This window comes from Haloarcula salinisoli (assembly GCF_019599405.1).
In the GTDB taxonomy this organism is placed as follows: domain Archaea; phylum Halobacteriota; class Halobacteria; order Halobacteriales; family Haloarculaceae; genus Haloarcula; species Haloarcula salinisoli.
This window is the reverse complement of the sequence record NZ_RKLQ01000002.1, coordinates 577669-591009: the sequence shown is the minus strand read 5'-3', so window position 1 is coordinate 591009 and position 13341 is coordinate 577669. Positions and strand designations below refer to the sequence as shown.

General features: G+C 63.6%; 14 protein-coding genes. 9 read left to right on the top strand and 5 right to left on the bottom strand.

Annotated features, from left to right (window positions below; genetic code table 11):
• Positions 1-48: 48 nt before the first annotated feature.
• The gene (locus EGD98_RS12230) at positions 49-1314 is read right to left on the bottom strand and encodes an urea ABC transporter substrate-binding protein (protein ID WP_220588656.1); all 1266 of its coding nucleotides are present in this window, start codon (positions 1312-1314) and stop codon (positions 49-51) included.
• Positions 1315-1814: 500 nt separating this feature from the next.
• On the opposite strand from EGD98_RS12230, the gene EGD98_RS12225 reads away from it, so the two are divergent.
• From EGD98_RS12225 to EGD98_RS12185, 9 genes are all read left to right on the top strand, one after another.
• The gene (locus EGD98_RS12225) at positions 1815-2585 is read left to right on the top strand and encodes a hypothetical protein (protein ID WP_220588655.1); all 771 of its coding nucleotides are present in this window, start codon (positions 1815-1817) and stop codon (positions 2583-2585) included.
• A 306-nt stretch (positions 2586-2891) separates the two neighbouring features.
• Positions 2892-3275, top strand: coding sequence for an urease subunit beta (locus EGD98_RS12220; RefSeq protein WP_220588654.1), 384 nt, complete (start codon positions 2892-2894; stop codon positions 3273-3275).
• Positions 3272-4984 carry an urease subunit alpha gene (ureC, locus tag EGD98_RS12215; RefSeq protein ID WP_220588653.1) on the top strand — a complete coding sequence of 571 codons (1713 nt, stop codon included), beginning with the start codon at positions 3272-3274 and terminating at the stop codon, positions 4982-4984. The genes EGD98_RS12220 and ureC overlap by 4 nt, the downstream gene beginning before the upstream one ends.
• Complete coding sequence (locus EGD98_RS12210) at positions 4981-5307, top strand: urease subunit gamma (RefSeq protein WP_220588652.1); 327 nt, start codon at positions 4981-4983, stop codon at positions 5305-5307. The genes ureC and EGD98_RS12210 overlap by 4 nt, the downstream gene beginning before the upstream one ends.
• Positions 5307-5927 carry an urease accessory protein UreG gene (gene ureG / locus EGD98_RS12205; protein WP_220588651.1) on the top strand — a complete coding sequence of 207 codons (621 nt, stop codon included), beginning with the start codon at positions 5307-5309 and terminating at the stop codon, positions 5925-5927. The genes EGD98_RS12210 and ureG overlap by 1 nt, the downstream gene beginning before the upstream one ends.
• Positions 5924-6841 (top strand): urease accessory protein UreD, encoded by a 918-nt coding sequence (locus EGD98_RS12200; RefSeq protein WP_220588650.1) that lies wholly within the window; start codon positions 5924-5926, stop codon positions 6839-6841. The genes ureG and EGD98_RS12200 overlap by 4 nt, the downstream gene beginning before the upstream one ends.
• Positions 6838-7446: an urease accessory protein UreE gene (gene ureE, locus EGD98_RS12195; RefSeq protein ID WP_220588649.1), complete on the top strand. Its 609-nt coding sequence runs from the start codon at positions 6838-6840 to the stop codon at positions 7444-7446. The genes EGD98_RS12200 and ureE overlap by 4 nt, the downstream gene beginning before the upstream one ends.
• A 30-nt stretch (positions 7447-7476) precedes the next feature.
• Positions 7477-8193, top strand: coding sequence for an urease accessory protein UreF (locus tag EGD98_RS12190; RefSeq protein ID WP_220588648.1), 717 nt, complete (start codon positions 7477-7479; stop codon positions 8191-8193).
• Between the two features lie 76 nt (positions 8194-8269).
• The gene (locus tag EGD98_RS12185; RefSeq protein ID WP_220588647.1) at positions 8270-8467 is read left to right on the top strand and encodes a DUF8144 family membrane protein; all 198 of its coding nucleotides are present in this window, start codon (positions 8270-8272) and stop codon (positions 8465-8467) included.
• Positions 8468-8690: 223 nt separating this feature from the next.
• On the opposite strand, the gene flaJ is transcribed toward EGD98_RS12185, so the two are convergent.
• The 4 genes from flaJ to arlG are packed head-to-tail and all read right to left on the bottom strand — an operon-like array spanning position 8691 to position 13340.
• Entirely contained in the window at positions 8691-10439 is a 1749-nt protein-coding gene (flaJ, locus tag EGD98_RS12180) for an archaellar assembly protein FlaJ (RefSeq protein WP_220588646.1), read from the bottom strand.
• 2 nt (positions 10440-10441) lie between these two features.
• A complete protein-coding gene (locus EGD98_RS12175) occupies positions 10442-12115 on the bottom strand; it encodes a type II/IV secretion system ATPase subunit (RefSeq protein WP_220588645.1) in 1674 nt (557 codons plus the stop codon).
• A gap of 14 nt (positions 12116-12129) precedes the next feature.
• Complete coding sequence (arlH, locus tag EGD98_RS12170) at positions 12130-12891, bottom strand: archaellum protein ArlH (protein ID WP_220588644.1); 762 nt, start codon at positions 12889-12891, stop codon at positions 12130-12132.
• Positions 12888-13340 (bottom strand): archaellum stator protein ArlG, encoded by a 453-nt coding sequence (gene arlG / locus EGD98_RS12165; protein WP_220588643.1) that lies wholly within the window; start codon positions 13338-13340, stop codon positions 12888-12890. Before arlG ends, arlH begins: the two co-directional genes overlap by 4 nt.
• Between the last annotated feature and the right edge of the window lies 1 nt (position 13341).

Genomic DNA, 13341 nt, shown 5'->3' with positions numbered 1-13341 from the left:
CCGTCCAGGTCGGCAAGCGAGTCGAGTGCGTGACCTGAATCATGTGGCCTAGACATCGTAGACGTCACTTGGGACGTACTGAGTGGTCTTGTCCTGTTCTTTGAGGTTACAGCCGTCCCCGCCCTCGACCTCGCTGCGGAGGAAGCTCGGGCCGATTCGTTCGTTGTTGGTGAACGATATCTCGTGGTTCTCGTCGCAGACAGCCACACGCATCTCGTGTTCCATGTGGTGGGTCGCGCCGTCGAGGGTCAGTTCGCCGGAGGGCGCGCTGATGTCGCGGCCCTCTTCGAGAACGCTGATGACTTCCTGCTGGTCGAACGTACCGGCCTCCTCGACGGCCTCAGCCCAGAGGTACACGGAGAAGTAGTTGTTCTGGGCTTCCTGGTTGAGGTAGTTGGCGTCGGGCCAGCGCTCGTAGAAGTCCTCGACGATGTTCTCGCCGTCCCGCTGGTCGCCGAACTCCTCCATGTAGCTGACACCGGCGTAAACGTTGGTTAGCGCGGGTGGGTCGTAGCGGATGTGCTCGTGGCCCTGGGCCAGCGTCGTCGACGTGCCGATTGGGATGTCGGTTATCTCGTTGGTCGCACGCTGGTCGTAGAAGTTCTCGTGGTTCGACCCAACCAGCATCGACATGATGAAGTCGGGGTCCTCGTCCTGGATCCGGTTGATGACCGACGAGAAGTCCGTCTCGTCCAGCGGGATGTACTCCTCGCCGACGATGTTGTAGTCGTTTTCCTGTGCGAGGACGTTCACCCAGTCCCCCGACAACTGCCCGAAGTTGTAGTCGGCGGCGATGATGTAGATGTCGTCGCCGAACTCGTCGGCCAGATACGGCGTCACGATGCCCAGCTGCTGGCGTGCGGTCGCACCGACCGGGAAGATGGTGTTGTCACAGACACCACCCTCGTACTGGGTCGTGTAGAAGTACAGCTGTTCGTTCTCGTTGATGATGGGACGGATGGCTTCCCGGGTCGCACTCGAGTAGCCCGCCCACAGCGCGTCGACCTGGTCCTGCAGTATCAGTTTCTCGGTGAGTTCCTGATACCGGCTGTTGTCGGACTGGGGGTCGGGGTCGACGATTTCGATCTCTTCGCCGAGCAGCCCGCCGTCGTCGTTGATCTCTTCGAGGGCGAGGCGAGTAGCCTGCCACTTCGAGGTCCCGTTGAGCTGGAAGTTCCCCGAACGGTCCTCGAGAATCCCGACCGTCGGGCCGCTGTTGCTGCCGCCGCCGATGGAACAGCCGGCGACAGAGATACCGAGTGCAGTCGCGCTACTTGCCAGCAGTGATCGACGACTGAACGTTCGGCCACTCATTTCCTATCCTCCATATATTTCTCAATATTTTGGTCAAACTGTACACGTTCAGGGCCTTTCTGAAACGTTTGTCGTTCCATATTCGACATTGGCTCATGAGATAAACACCACAAATAAACCCTTCCATCTTGTTCAATACCATTGAAAATACAATGGTTACACATCAGTCCAGTACATATTCCCTTATATACTGGATAATCGTCCAACGAATCTAGATTTACATTCCTGTAGATTCGTAGACTTCGTATTTACCCGGAATAATTGAGTGCGTGAACAGTGTTGTCGGTCACCGGGACGATACCGGGTGTAGCCCGCCACCACCCGGGAATTTACTACAGCCGTCCAGATTATAACGCATATATTGCGATATCGTCAAACACTATAACCCAACTGGGGGAAGAACCTCCCGATAATGCGCCGCGCGCACCTCGATGTCGAACAGACCGCTGCCGTATCAGTACCACGTGGCCACAAGGGGTGGGACCACAGGCGGGTGAGCGATGTTTGACCTGTTGAGCGACGTCGGAGTCGGCGTCGGGCTGACCGCCGGCGTCGGCTATCTCCTGACGGCCGGCTTTCTCGGCATCACCCACGGAATCGAACCCGACCACGTCGCCGGCATCGCTGCCCTGACCCACGAGGCGGCCGACCCGAAACTCTCGGCGCTCGTCGGCGGCTGTTTCGCCGCCGGCCACGCGTTACTGGTCGTCGTCTGGGTCGCCACCGCCTACGTACTGTTCGGGACGACGTCCTTTCCTGGGGTCTTCGAGCAGTTCGGGACGCTGTTCGTCGGCATCGTCCTGGGGCTGTTGAGCCTGTATCTCGGCGTGACGGGCACGCGAAAACTCGTCCACCGCCACACCCACGACCACGGCGACCAGCCACATTCCCACTATCACGTCCACCTGCCGACCTCGATACGGCCGACTGCGGAGGGCCACGGCGAACACAGCCACGACCATTCGACGGTCGAGTATCTCAAAATCGGGACGGTCGGCGCGCTGTTTACCCTCTCGCCGCCGGTCTCGATGATAGCGTTCATCTCCGTGACGATTCCGGGCGGTGGGACCCCCCTGATGGTCGGTATCGTCGCCACCTACGCCGTGACGATTATCGCCACGATGGCACTGATAGGTGGCGGTGCCGGCTCGCTGTTCAAGTTCTCGAAGGACCGCGGTGAACGCGTCCACGCCATCTCACAGGTCGTCGCCTCGGTCCTCGTGTTGGGGTTCGCGGTCAACGTTCTCAGCGGGCTCTTGCTCCCGAGCTGAGTGGCCCCGTATTTGAACTGCTGAAGCCTGCTACTTTTCTGTCCGAGTTCCTGTTCAGACTCGCTAACTCCCGAAGCAGCTATCCGGAAAATTGGAGAACGGCGAATCTACCTCCGGTATACCGACTGTAGAATTATCTTTTTAATTCTCCACCACTATTTCTTTATGTCTCTGCTCCCATCTCACTAGAATCACCCATTACTACACTAAAAGCAACGTTTTTAGTGTCGTTTTTCGAATCGGCATCTGCTATGGCAGCGCGTTCACCACCCAGAGACCATGACCGCGAATGGAGGCAGAAGGGCGATGAGTGACCTCGTTCCGGGGGAGTTGCTGACGACAGACGAACCAGTCGAAATCAACGCCGGCCGTGAAACGACGTCGGTCACCGTCGAGAACACCGGGGACCGACCCTCGCAGGTCGGTTCGCATTTCCACTTCTTCGAGGCGAACCCCGCACTCTCCTTCGACCGGGCGGCCGCCTACGGGATGCGTCTGGACATCCCGGCCGGGACGGCGATACGGTTCGAACCCGGCTGTGAGGAGGACGTCGACCTCGTCGCCATCGGCGGCGACCGCGTCGTCAAGGGGATGGGCGGACTGGTCGACGGCGACCTCGACGACGACGAGGTCCGGGAACGGGCCTTCGAGCGAGCCAGAGACGCCGGCTACATGGAGGGAGACAAATGAGTCGCGAACTCTCGCGGGATGCCTACACGGACCTCTTTGGCGCGACAGAGGGTGACCGACTCCGGCTGGGCGACACCAACCTCCTCGCCGAGATTGAGACCGACCACGCCACCTACGGCGACGAGGCGGTCTTCGGCGGCGGGAAGACGATGCGCGACGGGATGGGGATGCAGTCCGGCACGACCCAGGCAGAGGGCGCCCTCGACTGGGTGTTCAGCAACGCCGTCGTCATCGACCCGGTGCTGGGCGTCCAGAAAGGCGACATCGGCGTCCGCGACGGGAAGGTAGCCGGGATCGGGAAGGCCGGCAACCCCGACACGATGGACGGCGTCGACGACGACCTCATCATCGGCCCGAGCACGGACACCGCCCCGGCCGACGGCCTCATCGCGACGCCCGGCGCGTTCGACATCCACGTCCACTTCAACAGCAAGGAGCTGTTCGAACACGCCCTGGCAAGCGGTGTCACGACGATGTTCGGCGGCGGCTACGGCGGTGGCGCGACCACCTGTACGCCCGGCCCTGAGAACATCAAACGGTTCCTGGAGGCCGCCGAGGAGTACCCGATGAACGTCGGTTACTACGGGAAAGGGAACAGCAGCGGCCGTGACCCTATCGTCGAACAGATAGAGGCCGGTGCCTGCGGGCTCAAACTCCACGAGGACTGGGGGTCGACGCCGGACGCCGTCGACACCGCCCTCAGCGTCGCCGACGAGGAAGACGTCCAGGTCTGTATCCACACGGACACGCTGAACGAATCCGGCTTCGTCGAGGACACCTTCGAGGCCATCGACGGCCGGACCATCCACACGTTCCACATCGAGGGCGCCGGCGGCGGCCACGCGCCGGACGTGCTCGAACTCATCGGCCACGAGCATATGCTGCCCTCGTCGACGAACCCGTCGATGCCCTACACCGTCAACACGTTCGACGAGCACCTGGACATGGTGATGGTCTGTCACCACCTCAACCCGGACGTCCCGGAGGACGTGGCCTTCGCGGAGTCGCGCATCCGCTCGGAGACCATCGCCGCCGAGGACGTGCTCCACGACATGGGCGCCATCAGCATGATGACCTCCGACTCCCAGGCGATGGGCCGGATGGCCGAGGTCATCTGCCGGACGTGGCAGACCGCCCACAAGATGAAGGCCCAGCGCGGGCCGCTGCCGGCCGACGAGGGGACCGACGCCGACAACGCCCGCATCCAGCGGTACATCGCCAAGTACACCCTCAACCCCGCGAGGGTCGCCGGCATCGACGACTACGTCGGCTCCCTGGAACCGGGCAAGATGGCCGACATCGTGCTGTGGGAGCCGGAGTTCTTCGGCATCAAGCCCAAATACGTCATTAAGGGCGGCTTCCCGGTCCACAGCGAGATGGGCGAGGCCAACGGTTCGCTGATGACCTGTGAGCCGGTGAAACAGCGGTCCCGCATGGGCGCGGTCGGCAAGGCGAAACACTCCCTGAGTACGACGTTCGTCAGCGAGGCCGCATACGAGAACGACATCGGGGAGGAACTCGGGCTGGAGTCGCGGGTCCGCCCCGTCCGGGGTACTCGCGACGTCGGCAAGTCCGATATGCTACACAACGACTACGCGCCCGAAGACATCGACATCGACGCCCAGACGTTCGAGGTCGAGGTCGACGGCGAGCACGTCACCTGTGAACCGGCCGAGGAAATCCCACTCACCCAGAGGTACACCCTATGAAACTCTCACCCAAGGACGAAGAACGACTCACCATCTTCATGGCGGCGGAGCTTGCCAGACGACGCAAGGAGCGGGATATCAAACTCAACCACCCGGAGACGGTGGCGTACATCTCCGACTGGGTCTGTGAACGGGCCCGTGAGGGGATGGACGTCGCCGAAATCCGCTCGGAGGCGACGAGCCTGCTGACCCGCGAGGACGTGATGGAGGGCGTCCCGGAGATGGTCGATATGGTACAGGTGGAGCCGACCTTCCCCGACGGGACGAAACTCGTGACGGTCCACGACCCGATTCGTGGAGACAGTCAGGAGCAAGTGGAGTAATGGGGTACCGAGACGTTGCCAAGGTCGGGCTGGGCGGCCCCGTCGGGTCGGGGAAGACTGCCCTCGTCCAGCAACTGGTCCCGCGGCTCGACGACGCCGGCTACGAGGTCGGCGTCATCGCCAACGACATCATGACACAGGAGGACGCCGACCGGCTCCGGGAGTCCTTCGCGGACCGTATCCCCGAGGAGCTCGTCGCCGGCGTCGAGACCGGTGCCTGCCCACACACCGGCATCCGCGAGGACCCCTCGATGAACCTCGCGAAGATCGACGAGTTCACCGAGGCCCACCCGGAACTGGACGTCGTCCTCATCGAATCGGGGGGAGACAACCTCGCGGCGACGTTCAATCCCGAGCTGGCAGATTACTTCATGTTCGTCATCTCGGTCGCCGAGGGCGACGACATCCCGCGGAAACGCGGCCCCGGCGTCACCCAGGCGGACCTGCTGGTCGTCAACAAGACCGACCTCGCACCCCACGTCGACGTCGACCTCGACGTGATGCGGGACGACGCCGAGGCGGTCCGTGGCGACGAGCCGACCGTCTTCACGGACTGCAAGGCCCAGGAGGGAATCGACAGCGTCGTCGAGTCGATAGAACGGAGCGTTCTGTTCGCGTGAGTACCGACAGCGCTCCCACCGGGGTACCGGAAGCGTTCCGCGAGTACGGCGAGCAACAGCTGCCACAGTCCCCGGCCTTTGGCCACGGCAAGAACGGGGTCGCCGACCTCGTGTTGGCCCGCGAGGGGGAGAATCCGACCCGGTTGCTGTCGGACCTCGTGAAGGTGCCGTACCACCTGACCGGCACCCTCGACACCGACCCCGCACCGGGACTGACGACGATCTGTCTCCAGGAACCGACGGGTGGCGTCCTCCAGGGCGACCGCCACGCGCTCAGTGTGGACGCTCGCTCGGGTGCGCGTGGGCACGTGACGACCCAGAGTGCGACGAAAGTCCACAGCATGAAGGCCAACTACGCACACCTGGACGCGACGCTGGTCGCCGAGTCCGGGGCCTATCTGGAGTATCTGCCCGGCCCGACCATCCTCAACGAGGACGCCCGGTGTCTCCAGACGACGACGGTCGAGCTGGCGCCGGACGCGACCGTCGTCGTCGGCGACGTGTTCGTCCCGGACGGCCTGACCGACCACGAACCGTTCAGTTTCGACCACTACCACAGCCGACTGGAAGCCAGCGTCGGGGACTCGCTGGTCTGTGCGGACGCCGTCGACCTCCGCCCCGACGAACGCGACCCCCGTGACCCGGCGACGGTCGGCGAGTACGGCGTCGTCGGGACGCTGTACGTCTTCGCACCCGCTGCCGACACCGACGCGCTCGCCGACGCGCTCCACGACCGACTCGCCGACCACACGGTCGCTGCCGGGGCGTCGGTGCTTACGGACGGCGCCGGCGTGACGGTCCGGGTACTGGGCGACCGGAGTGCCGACGTGACGGGCGCCGTCGAGGCGGCGTGGGACGAGTCCCGGGCGCAACTACTCGGCGTGGGTGCGCCACTGGAGGGCCGGGGGCGATGAGACGCGTCGACGGCGTCGTCGGCAACGTCGACGACGACCCCGAGCTGGCCGACGACGTTGCGGCCCACGAACAGGCTGGGACGCTGGAGACTGTCGTCCTCGACGACACCGACCGGAAGCGCTCCCGGCTCCGTGTGACGACGGAGGCCGGGACCGACCTCGGCGTCCTGGTCGACCGGCCGGAGCTCACGGCCGGCGACGTGCTGGTACTGGAGGCGGAGCTCGCCGTCGTCGTCGCCTTCGAGCGCCGGGAGGCGTTCGTCGTCGACCTCCCGTCCGCTGTAGCGGCGTCGACGGCGGTCGAGCTCGGCCATCGAATCGGCAACCAGCACTGGGATATCGCCATCGAGGACGGAACCCTCTACGTCCCGGTCGAGGCCGACCGCGACATCATCGAGGACGTCCTGGGGCCGTACCTCCCGGCAGCGGCGACGACCCGATACGAGACCGTCGACGCCGAGCGGTTCGTCGACGGCGACGGGGCGCCCGTGAACGACGACCACGGCCACGGAGCGAGCCACGAACACGAGCGTTCCCATGAAGCGGACCACGGCCACGACCACAGCCATTCGCACGGAGACGAACACAGCCATGCACACGAGTAGACACACACCGCGGCGTACGGGAGGGGAGCGATGACCGCCTCGGCGGCGTTGCTGACGGCACTGCGACTGTCGGATTCGATGCTCCCCGTCGGAACGTACACCGCCTCCTACGGCGTCGAACAGTACCTCAACGAGGGCGACATCGAGACGGCCGACGAACTGGGCGACCTCGTCGAAGGGTATCTCCGTGGTGTTATCGGCCCCGCGGAGATCGTCGCACTCGGCCACGCCCACCGGTCGGCGGCCGCGGGCGACATCGACGGCGTGCTGGCGGCCGACGAGCGCCTCTCGGCGGCGACGCTGCCGTCGGAGTTCCGGGACAGCTCGACGAAGGCCGGGGCGAAACTGCTGGACCTCCTGACCGAAATCGACGAGGGGCTCTTCGCCGGGGCCGACACCACCGGGCTGGTCGCGGCGTACACCGAGGCCTGCGAAGACGGCCGCACGGCGGGCCACTACCCCGTCGCGCTCGGCGTGGTCTGCCAGCAGGCCGGCCTCGACGCCCGTGAAGCGGCGCTGGTGAGTGCCTACGGGTCGGTCACCGGGTTGCTCGGCGCGGCCCAGCGGCTGGGACGGTTCGGCCACACGGCCATCCAGACCCAGCTCTCCCGGCTGTTTCCGGTGCTGGAATCCGTCTGTGAGCGGTATCACGACGCCGAACTCACGGCGATGTGTTCGTTCGCACCACTTGCCGACGTGCGAGGCATGGCACACGAACGGGCCGACAGACGGCTGTTCATGAGTTAGCGTCGCGGCTGTGTTGTGCGCGTCGGTGCTGTCAGGAGACAGCACCTATTTGTAATCTCAGCAGAAATTCTGGCGCATGTCTGGGCAATCTTTCGGCGAATTCGTCAACGAGTGGCAGACGGGTGCCCTCCTGGTCCTCGCCAGCGCGATTGTCGGCTTCGTCACCGGGTCGATAGCTGCCGGCGATGGCCAGTATCTGTTCGGCCTCCTCGGGTTCGCCGTCGGTGGTGTGGCAACGTTTCTGGCACTCTCGTACCTGCTGTACGGCCGCTGAGTGCTGTGGCCGTGAGCGAGTGGAACGCCACCGGCGTTCCCGAGCGAAGACGGGGAAGGGCAGGCTGATGGCAGCATCCGTCGAGCGGAGCGAGACGGTTCCACCGCAGCGCGCGGACTGCCGCGCACCTCTGGTGCGCGAAAGGAGCACGCAGCGATTTTTCCCAAGTTTTTGCCCGAGCGAGCGCGCGAAAGCGCGCTCGCGACGGTGCAAAAAGTGGTAGCTATATGGAGAGAAACTGCGACACCATCCACTTCGTGAAGGTGCCCGTCACCCCGCCAATCCAGGACAGCAACACGAAGTGCAGATAGGTGTTGGCCTTGTGGCCGCCGTCGATGGTTCGAATCATCAGGGCCGACAGCATGGCCGAGAACATGATAATGACGACGAGCAGGAACTCGATGAGCGGGATGTTGTAGACGCTGGTGTTGATGAGGGAGTTGACGTCCAGTCGGCTGCCAGCGTTGAGGTCTAGGGACATATCGGCGAGGATGTTGACGACCTGGAGGCCGATGAAGAAGGCGAAGGTCGAGGCGGCGGTAATCCCGTACAGCAGGCCGACCATCGTCGTGGTGGCCTGTTTCCGCTTCTGGCGCAGCTGGAGCACCTGGTTCATGTTGGCGGCGATGAGTTCCCCGAGCTGTTTGGGCGAGCCACCCATCTCGCGGCCGATGAGGTACATCTCGGAGAACGTCTGGATGAGATAGGAGCGACAGTCGGCGGTGAAAAAGCGCCACGCGGCAGTCGGTTCGATACGCATGTTGAGCCGCTTGTAGAGGTCGTCGATGTTCGGGGTCAGCGCCCCGAAGTCCTTCTTCCGGAGTGTGCGAAGCACCTGTCCGGTGGTCGACTGTTTCGCGCCCTCGGTCGCGCCGAGCGCGCGGATGAAACTCGGGTAGGCCTCGTCGCGGCTCTTGACCCGCTGTTCCTCCTGCCGGAAGACGATGCCGGGGATGACCATCGGCGTGATTGGGACGACGGCGTAGAACGGCAGCGGAACCGAATCGAGGAAGAAGAAGATGTCCTCGAGCGCGATGGGCGAGACGCCGAACATCCCGCCGAGCGTGATGAACAGCAAGACCGCGGAGAGCCCGACACCCACGTACATCGATTTGTCGAGGCGCTCCTCGATGGGGGAGGGGTACTCCTCGGGGTGGAACCACACCGGGTCGTAGGGCGCCATCGACCTGATGGCGAGATAGAACCCGGACTGGACGAAGATGTACATCACGATGACGGCGCTGACGGTCATCGTCGGGTTCGTCCCCGTCAGCACCGGCAGGACGACGGCGAAGACCAGCGCGAACGTCATCGAGAGGACCATCGAAAGGTAGAGGTCCTTCATGACCTCCAGACTGTCGAGCGAGGAGCGATAGACCGTCGTGTAGTGCTGGATTATCTGTTCTTGCTCGGAGAGCAGATAGTCCTCCAGGGACTGCCCGGCCCCGAGCGTGTAGGCGAGTCGGTCGAGGAAATCGGCGAAGGCCTCGCTTGGCACCTGCTTGGCGCGGCGGCGGCAGGCGTCGTCTAAGCTCTGGTTCCAGGTGTCGACCAGCTGGACAATACGGTGCATCTCCATGGCGAGTTCGCCGTACTCGTCTTCCTGAGCCAGCGTGCGGAACACCTCCATGCGGTCGATCTTCGTCGTCGCCAGCACCGTCATGTGGGTAATCATGAGGTGAAAGCGGTTGTTGAGCTCGCGCTTGCGCTGTGAGAGCAGGATTTTCGGGTAGAAGATGGCGGAGGTCATCGCCAGGAAGCCAAGCAGCGGGATGGGCGCCCGGACCATCATCGGCAGGTCGAGCAGGACGGCTGCCACCGCCGAGAGGAGGAAAAACACGATGGACGGAATCAGGATAAAGAAGAGGTACCGTTCCAGGGGAATCGTCATCTGGCGGTACGACTCGACGAGCCCCTGGACGGTCTCGGTAATCGTCAGTTCGATGCCGCTATCTGCTTCGCTCTGGGCCATAGTCAGTCGGGTCGGGAGATGTTGAACGGAATCCCTTCGACGCCGTCACGCTGGAAGTCCGAGATGAAGTCGTTGACCTCGTGGTAGCCGGTGATGCCCTCCTGGATGGCACGTTCTATCATGTCGGCGCGGAACCGGAGGTCGTCGTAGATGTCACGCGTGTCCTCGTAGCCCAGCAGCGTCGCGATCTGCTCTTCGAGGACGAAGGAGTTGTTCATCCCCTGGAAGACAATCTCGTCCTCGACGGGGTCCCAGTTGAACACCTGCCGGGTGACGACGCCGTCCATCTCCTTGGAGTACCCCTCTATCTCCTGCACCGAGGTGACCCGGCGCAGGACCTTGTCACCCTGCTTGACGCGGTTCTGGAACAGCGCCACGTCGGCGACGTCCATGAACGTCTCGGGGACGTTGATGGGTTCGCCGGTGAAACGCTGAATCATCGAGACGATGTCGCTGGCGTGGAAGGTCAGCATCACAGGGTGGCCGGTCTGGGCGGCCTGGAAGGCCATCCGCCCCTCTTCCCCACGAACCTCACCCACGATGATGTAGTCGGGGCGGGACCGCAGCGCGGCGGCGACGAGGTCGAACATGTCGATGCTCGTCCCCTCGTCCTCCCCTTCACGGGTCAGGAGCTGCTGCCAGGTGTTGTGCGGGGGCAGCACCTCGGCGGTGTCCTCCGCGGTGTATATCTTGGCGTCGTCGGGGATGAACGAGGTGATGGCGTTCAGCGTCGTCGTCTTTCCCGAGGCCGTCTCCCCGACGACGAAGACCGTCTGCTCGTTTTCGAGACAGAGCCACAGATACGCCGCCAGCTCGGGCGAGAGGGTCATCCACTTCGTAATCTGGAAGATGGAGAGGGGTATCTCGTCGCCCTGACGGATGGTGAGCGAGGGGCCTTTCAGGCTCACGTCGTCGGAGTAGATGAGGTTCAGACGCGAGCCATCGGGCAGGGTGGAGTCGACGATGGGGTCGGAGTCACTGACGGGGTCGCCCATCCGTTCGCCCATGTTGCGCAGCCACTGGTCGAAGGCCTCCTCGCTTTGCCACTCGACGGTGGTCTGGAGCATCCCGTAGACGCCGTGGTCGACGTGACACTCGCTGCGGCCGATGACGTGAATGTCCTCGTTGGCCGGGTCGCGCATCACCGGTTCGAGCGGGCCCAGACCGACGATGTCGCGGTTGAGACGGTAGAGGATGTTCTCGTAGGTCGACTGGGTCACCTCGACGCTGCCGACGTCGGTGATGTTCTGGAGCCGGGTCAGCACGCCGCTGTCGCTGTCCTCGTTGCGGATGCGGGTGGTCTCCTGGAGGAGTTCCTCGATGCGGTCGTCGTACTCCGACTCGCTCTCGGGGGCGGGCTTGTTGACGCTCTTCTGGAGCAACCGGTTGCGCACCTTGTCGAAGACGACGCCCTCGTCCTCGTCGAGTTCGGGTTCGATGGCGTAGTACTTCGTGTCCTGGCCGATGTCGCCGTAGACGTGACAGAAGATGGGGCCACCGACCGGGTAGAGGACGTTGGGCCGGTCGGACTCGTACTCGCCGTCGGCCTCGTCGATGAGCATCGGGAACTCACCGGTAATCTGCTTGAACTTCTTGAGGTGGTCCCGCAGGTGGGGCCGCCGGGCTGCAATCTGGCGCAGTTCGTCCGATGGTTTCGCACGTCCGTGGTCGGTCATATCTTGAGTCCTCCTTAGGCGACGCTCCGCGATTCGATGACGATACCAGTGCCCGAACGCACCGAGAAGCCGATGGTGTCACCCACCTGCTCGCCCATGCCCGCAAAGCGGAGGACGTTAATCTGGCGGCGGGTATCGTTGCCGACCTCGATCATCTCGAGTTCGATGAACACGTCGGCGATGGCGCGGAACGGGCCGATTGCCTCCTCGTCCAGCGTCGACGGGTCGACGGTTATCATGATGCACTTTCCCTCCGAGATGATGTCACGGAAATAGGAGATGATCTCCAGAGCGGCCTGGCGCTCGTCGTTCTGGCGGACCAGGGCCTCGAACTTGGGGTCGTTGCGCAGGATAGCGTCGAAGGTGTCGATGACGATGACGTCGGCGTCCCACATGACCTCGGCCTCCATCAGCCGGCGGAGCAGCTCCTTGCGCTCCTGTTTCTCGTCGTTTCCGGAGAAGGTGTTCGAGTCCCCGATGTCGGCGTGGAGGAACAGGACGTTCTCGTCCAGCATATGGTCGACCATGTCGTAGGACAGCGAGTGCATCTGGTCGAGGAAGCTCCCGACGGTGAGCTCGGTCGAGAGGTAGGTCACGTCGTGACCCTCCTCACAGAGCCCGTAGGTAAAGCGCTGGCTCATGGCGGACTTGCCGGCCCCGTAGTCTCCCTCGACGAGGATGATACTGCCCGGTGGGATACCGCCACCCAGTTCCTTGTTCAGTCGGTCGTGGTCGTCCAGTCCGAGCGAAAACAGGTCAGTACTTGCGATACTCATGTTCGGAATTCAAACACCTCCTCGTCACCGTTGACGGTGAGCTGGACCCGGTGGTCCGTACCCAGGGTCAGCGGCTGCTGGATGTCCAGTCGGACGACGGTACCGGGCCGCCAGGCGCCGTCGCCGTCGGCGCGGGTCACCGTGTAGTCGGTGACGAACTGGCCGTCGACGAGGACGTCCAGCACGCCGGGGTCGGCAGCCAGGCGCTCCGTCCCGGTGTTTTTGATGTACAGCGTGATGTTTCCGGTCGTGTCGTTGTAGATGGCGTCGCTCCCGCTGTCGGATATCACCTCCACGTCGGTCCGGACGTCGCTGCTGACGTCGAACCCTTGCTCGGAGATGGCGCCGCTCAGCTGGCCGATGCTGTCGGTGAACACGCCGGCGACGCTCGCGGCGATCATCATCGAGGCGATGAAGAGTATCAGGTGGGACGCAGAGACGCTCGCCACG

What these genes read in the sequence shown, in the direction of transcription:
- flaJ (WP_220588646.1), bottom strand. Translation starts at nt 10,439, where the DNA reads ATGGCCCAGAGCGAAGCAGATAGCGGCATCGAACTGACGATTACCGAG.
- EGD98_RS12225 (WP_220588655.1), top strand. Translation starts at nt 1,815, where the DNA reads ATGTTTGACCTGTTGAGCGACGTCGGAGTCGGCGTCGGGCTGACCGCC.
- EGD98_RS12220 (WP_220588654.1), top strand. Translation starts at nt 2,892, where the DNA reads ATGAGTGACCTCGTTCCGGGGGAGTTGCTGACGACAGACGAACCAGTC.
- ureG (WP_220588651.1), top strand. Translation starts at nt 5,307, where the DNA reads ATGGGGTACCGAGACGTTGCCAAGGTCGGGCTGGGCGGCCCCGTCGGG.
- ureE (WP_220588649.1), top strand. Translation starts at nt 6,838, where the DNA reads ATGAGACGCGTCGACGGCGTCGTCGGCAACGTCGACGACGACCCCGAG.
- EGD98_RS12185 (WP_220588647.1), top strand. Translation starts at nt 8,270, where the DNA reads ATGTCTGGGCAATCTTTCGGCGAATTCGTCAACGAGTGGCAGACGGGT.
- arlH (WP_220588644.1), bottom strand. Translation starts at nt 12,891, where the DNA reads ATGAGTATCGCAAGTACTGACCTGTTTTCGCTCGGACTGGACGACCAC.
- EGD98_RS12190 (WP_220588648.1), top strand. Translation starts at nt 7,477, where the DNA reads ATGACCGCCTCGGCGGCGTTGCTGACGGCACTGCGACTGTCGGATTCG.
- ureC (WP_220588653.1), top strand. Translation starts at nt 3,272, where the DNA reads ATGAGTCGCGAACTCTCGCGGGATGCCTACACGGACCTCTTTGGCGCG.
- EGD98_RS12210 (WP_220588652.1), top strand. Translation starts at nt 4,981, where the DNA reads ATGAAACTCTCACCCAAGGACGAAGAACGACTCACCATCTTCATGGCG.
- EGD98_RS12230 (WP_220588656.1), bottom strand. Translation starts at nt 1,314, where the DNA reads ATGAGTGGCCGAACGTTCAGTCGTCGATCACTGCTGGCAAGTAGCGCG.
- EGD98_RS12175 (WP_220588645.1), bottom strand. Translation starts at nt 12,115, where the DNA reads ATGACCGACCACGGACGTGCGAAACCATCGGACGAACTGCGCCAGATT.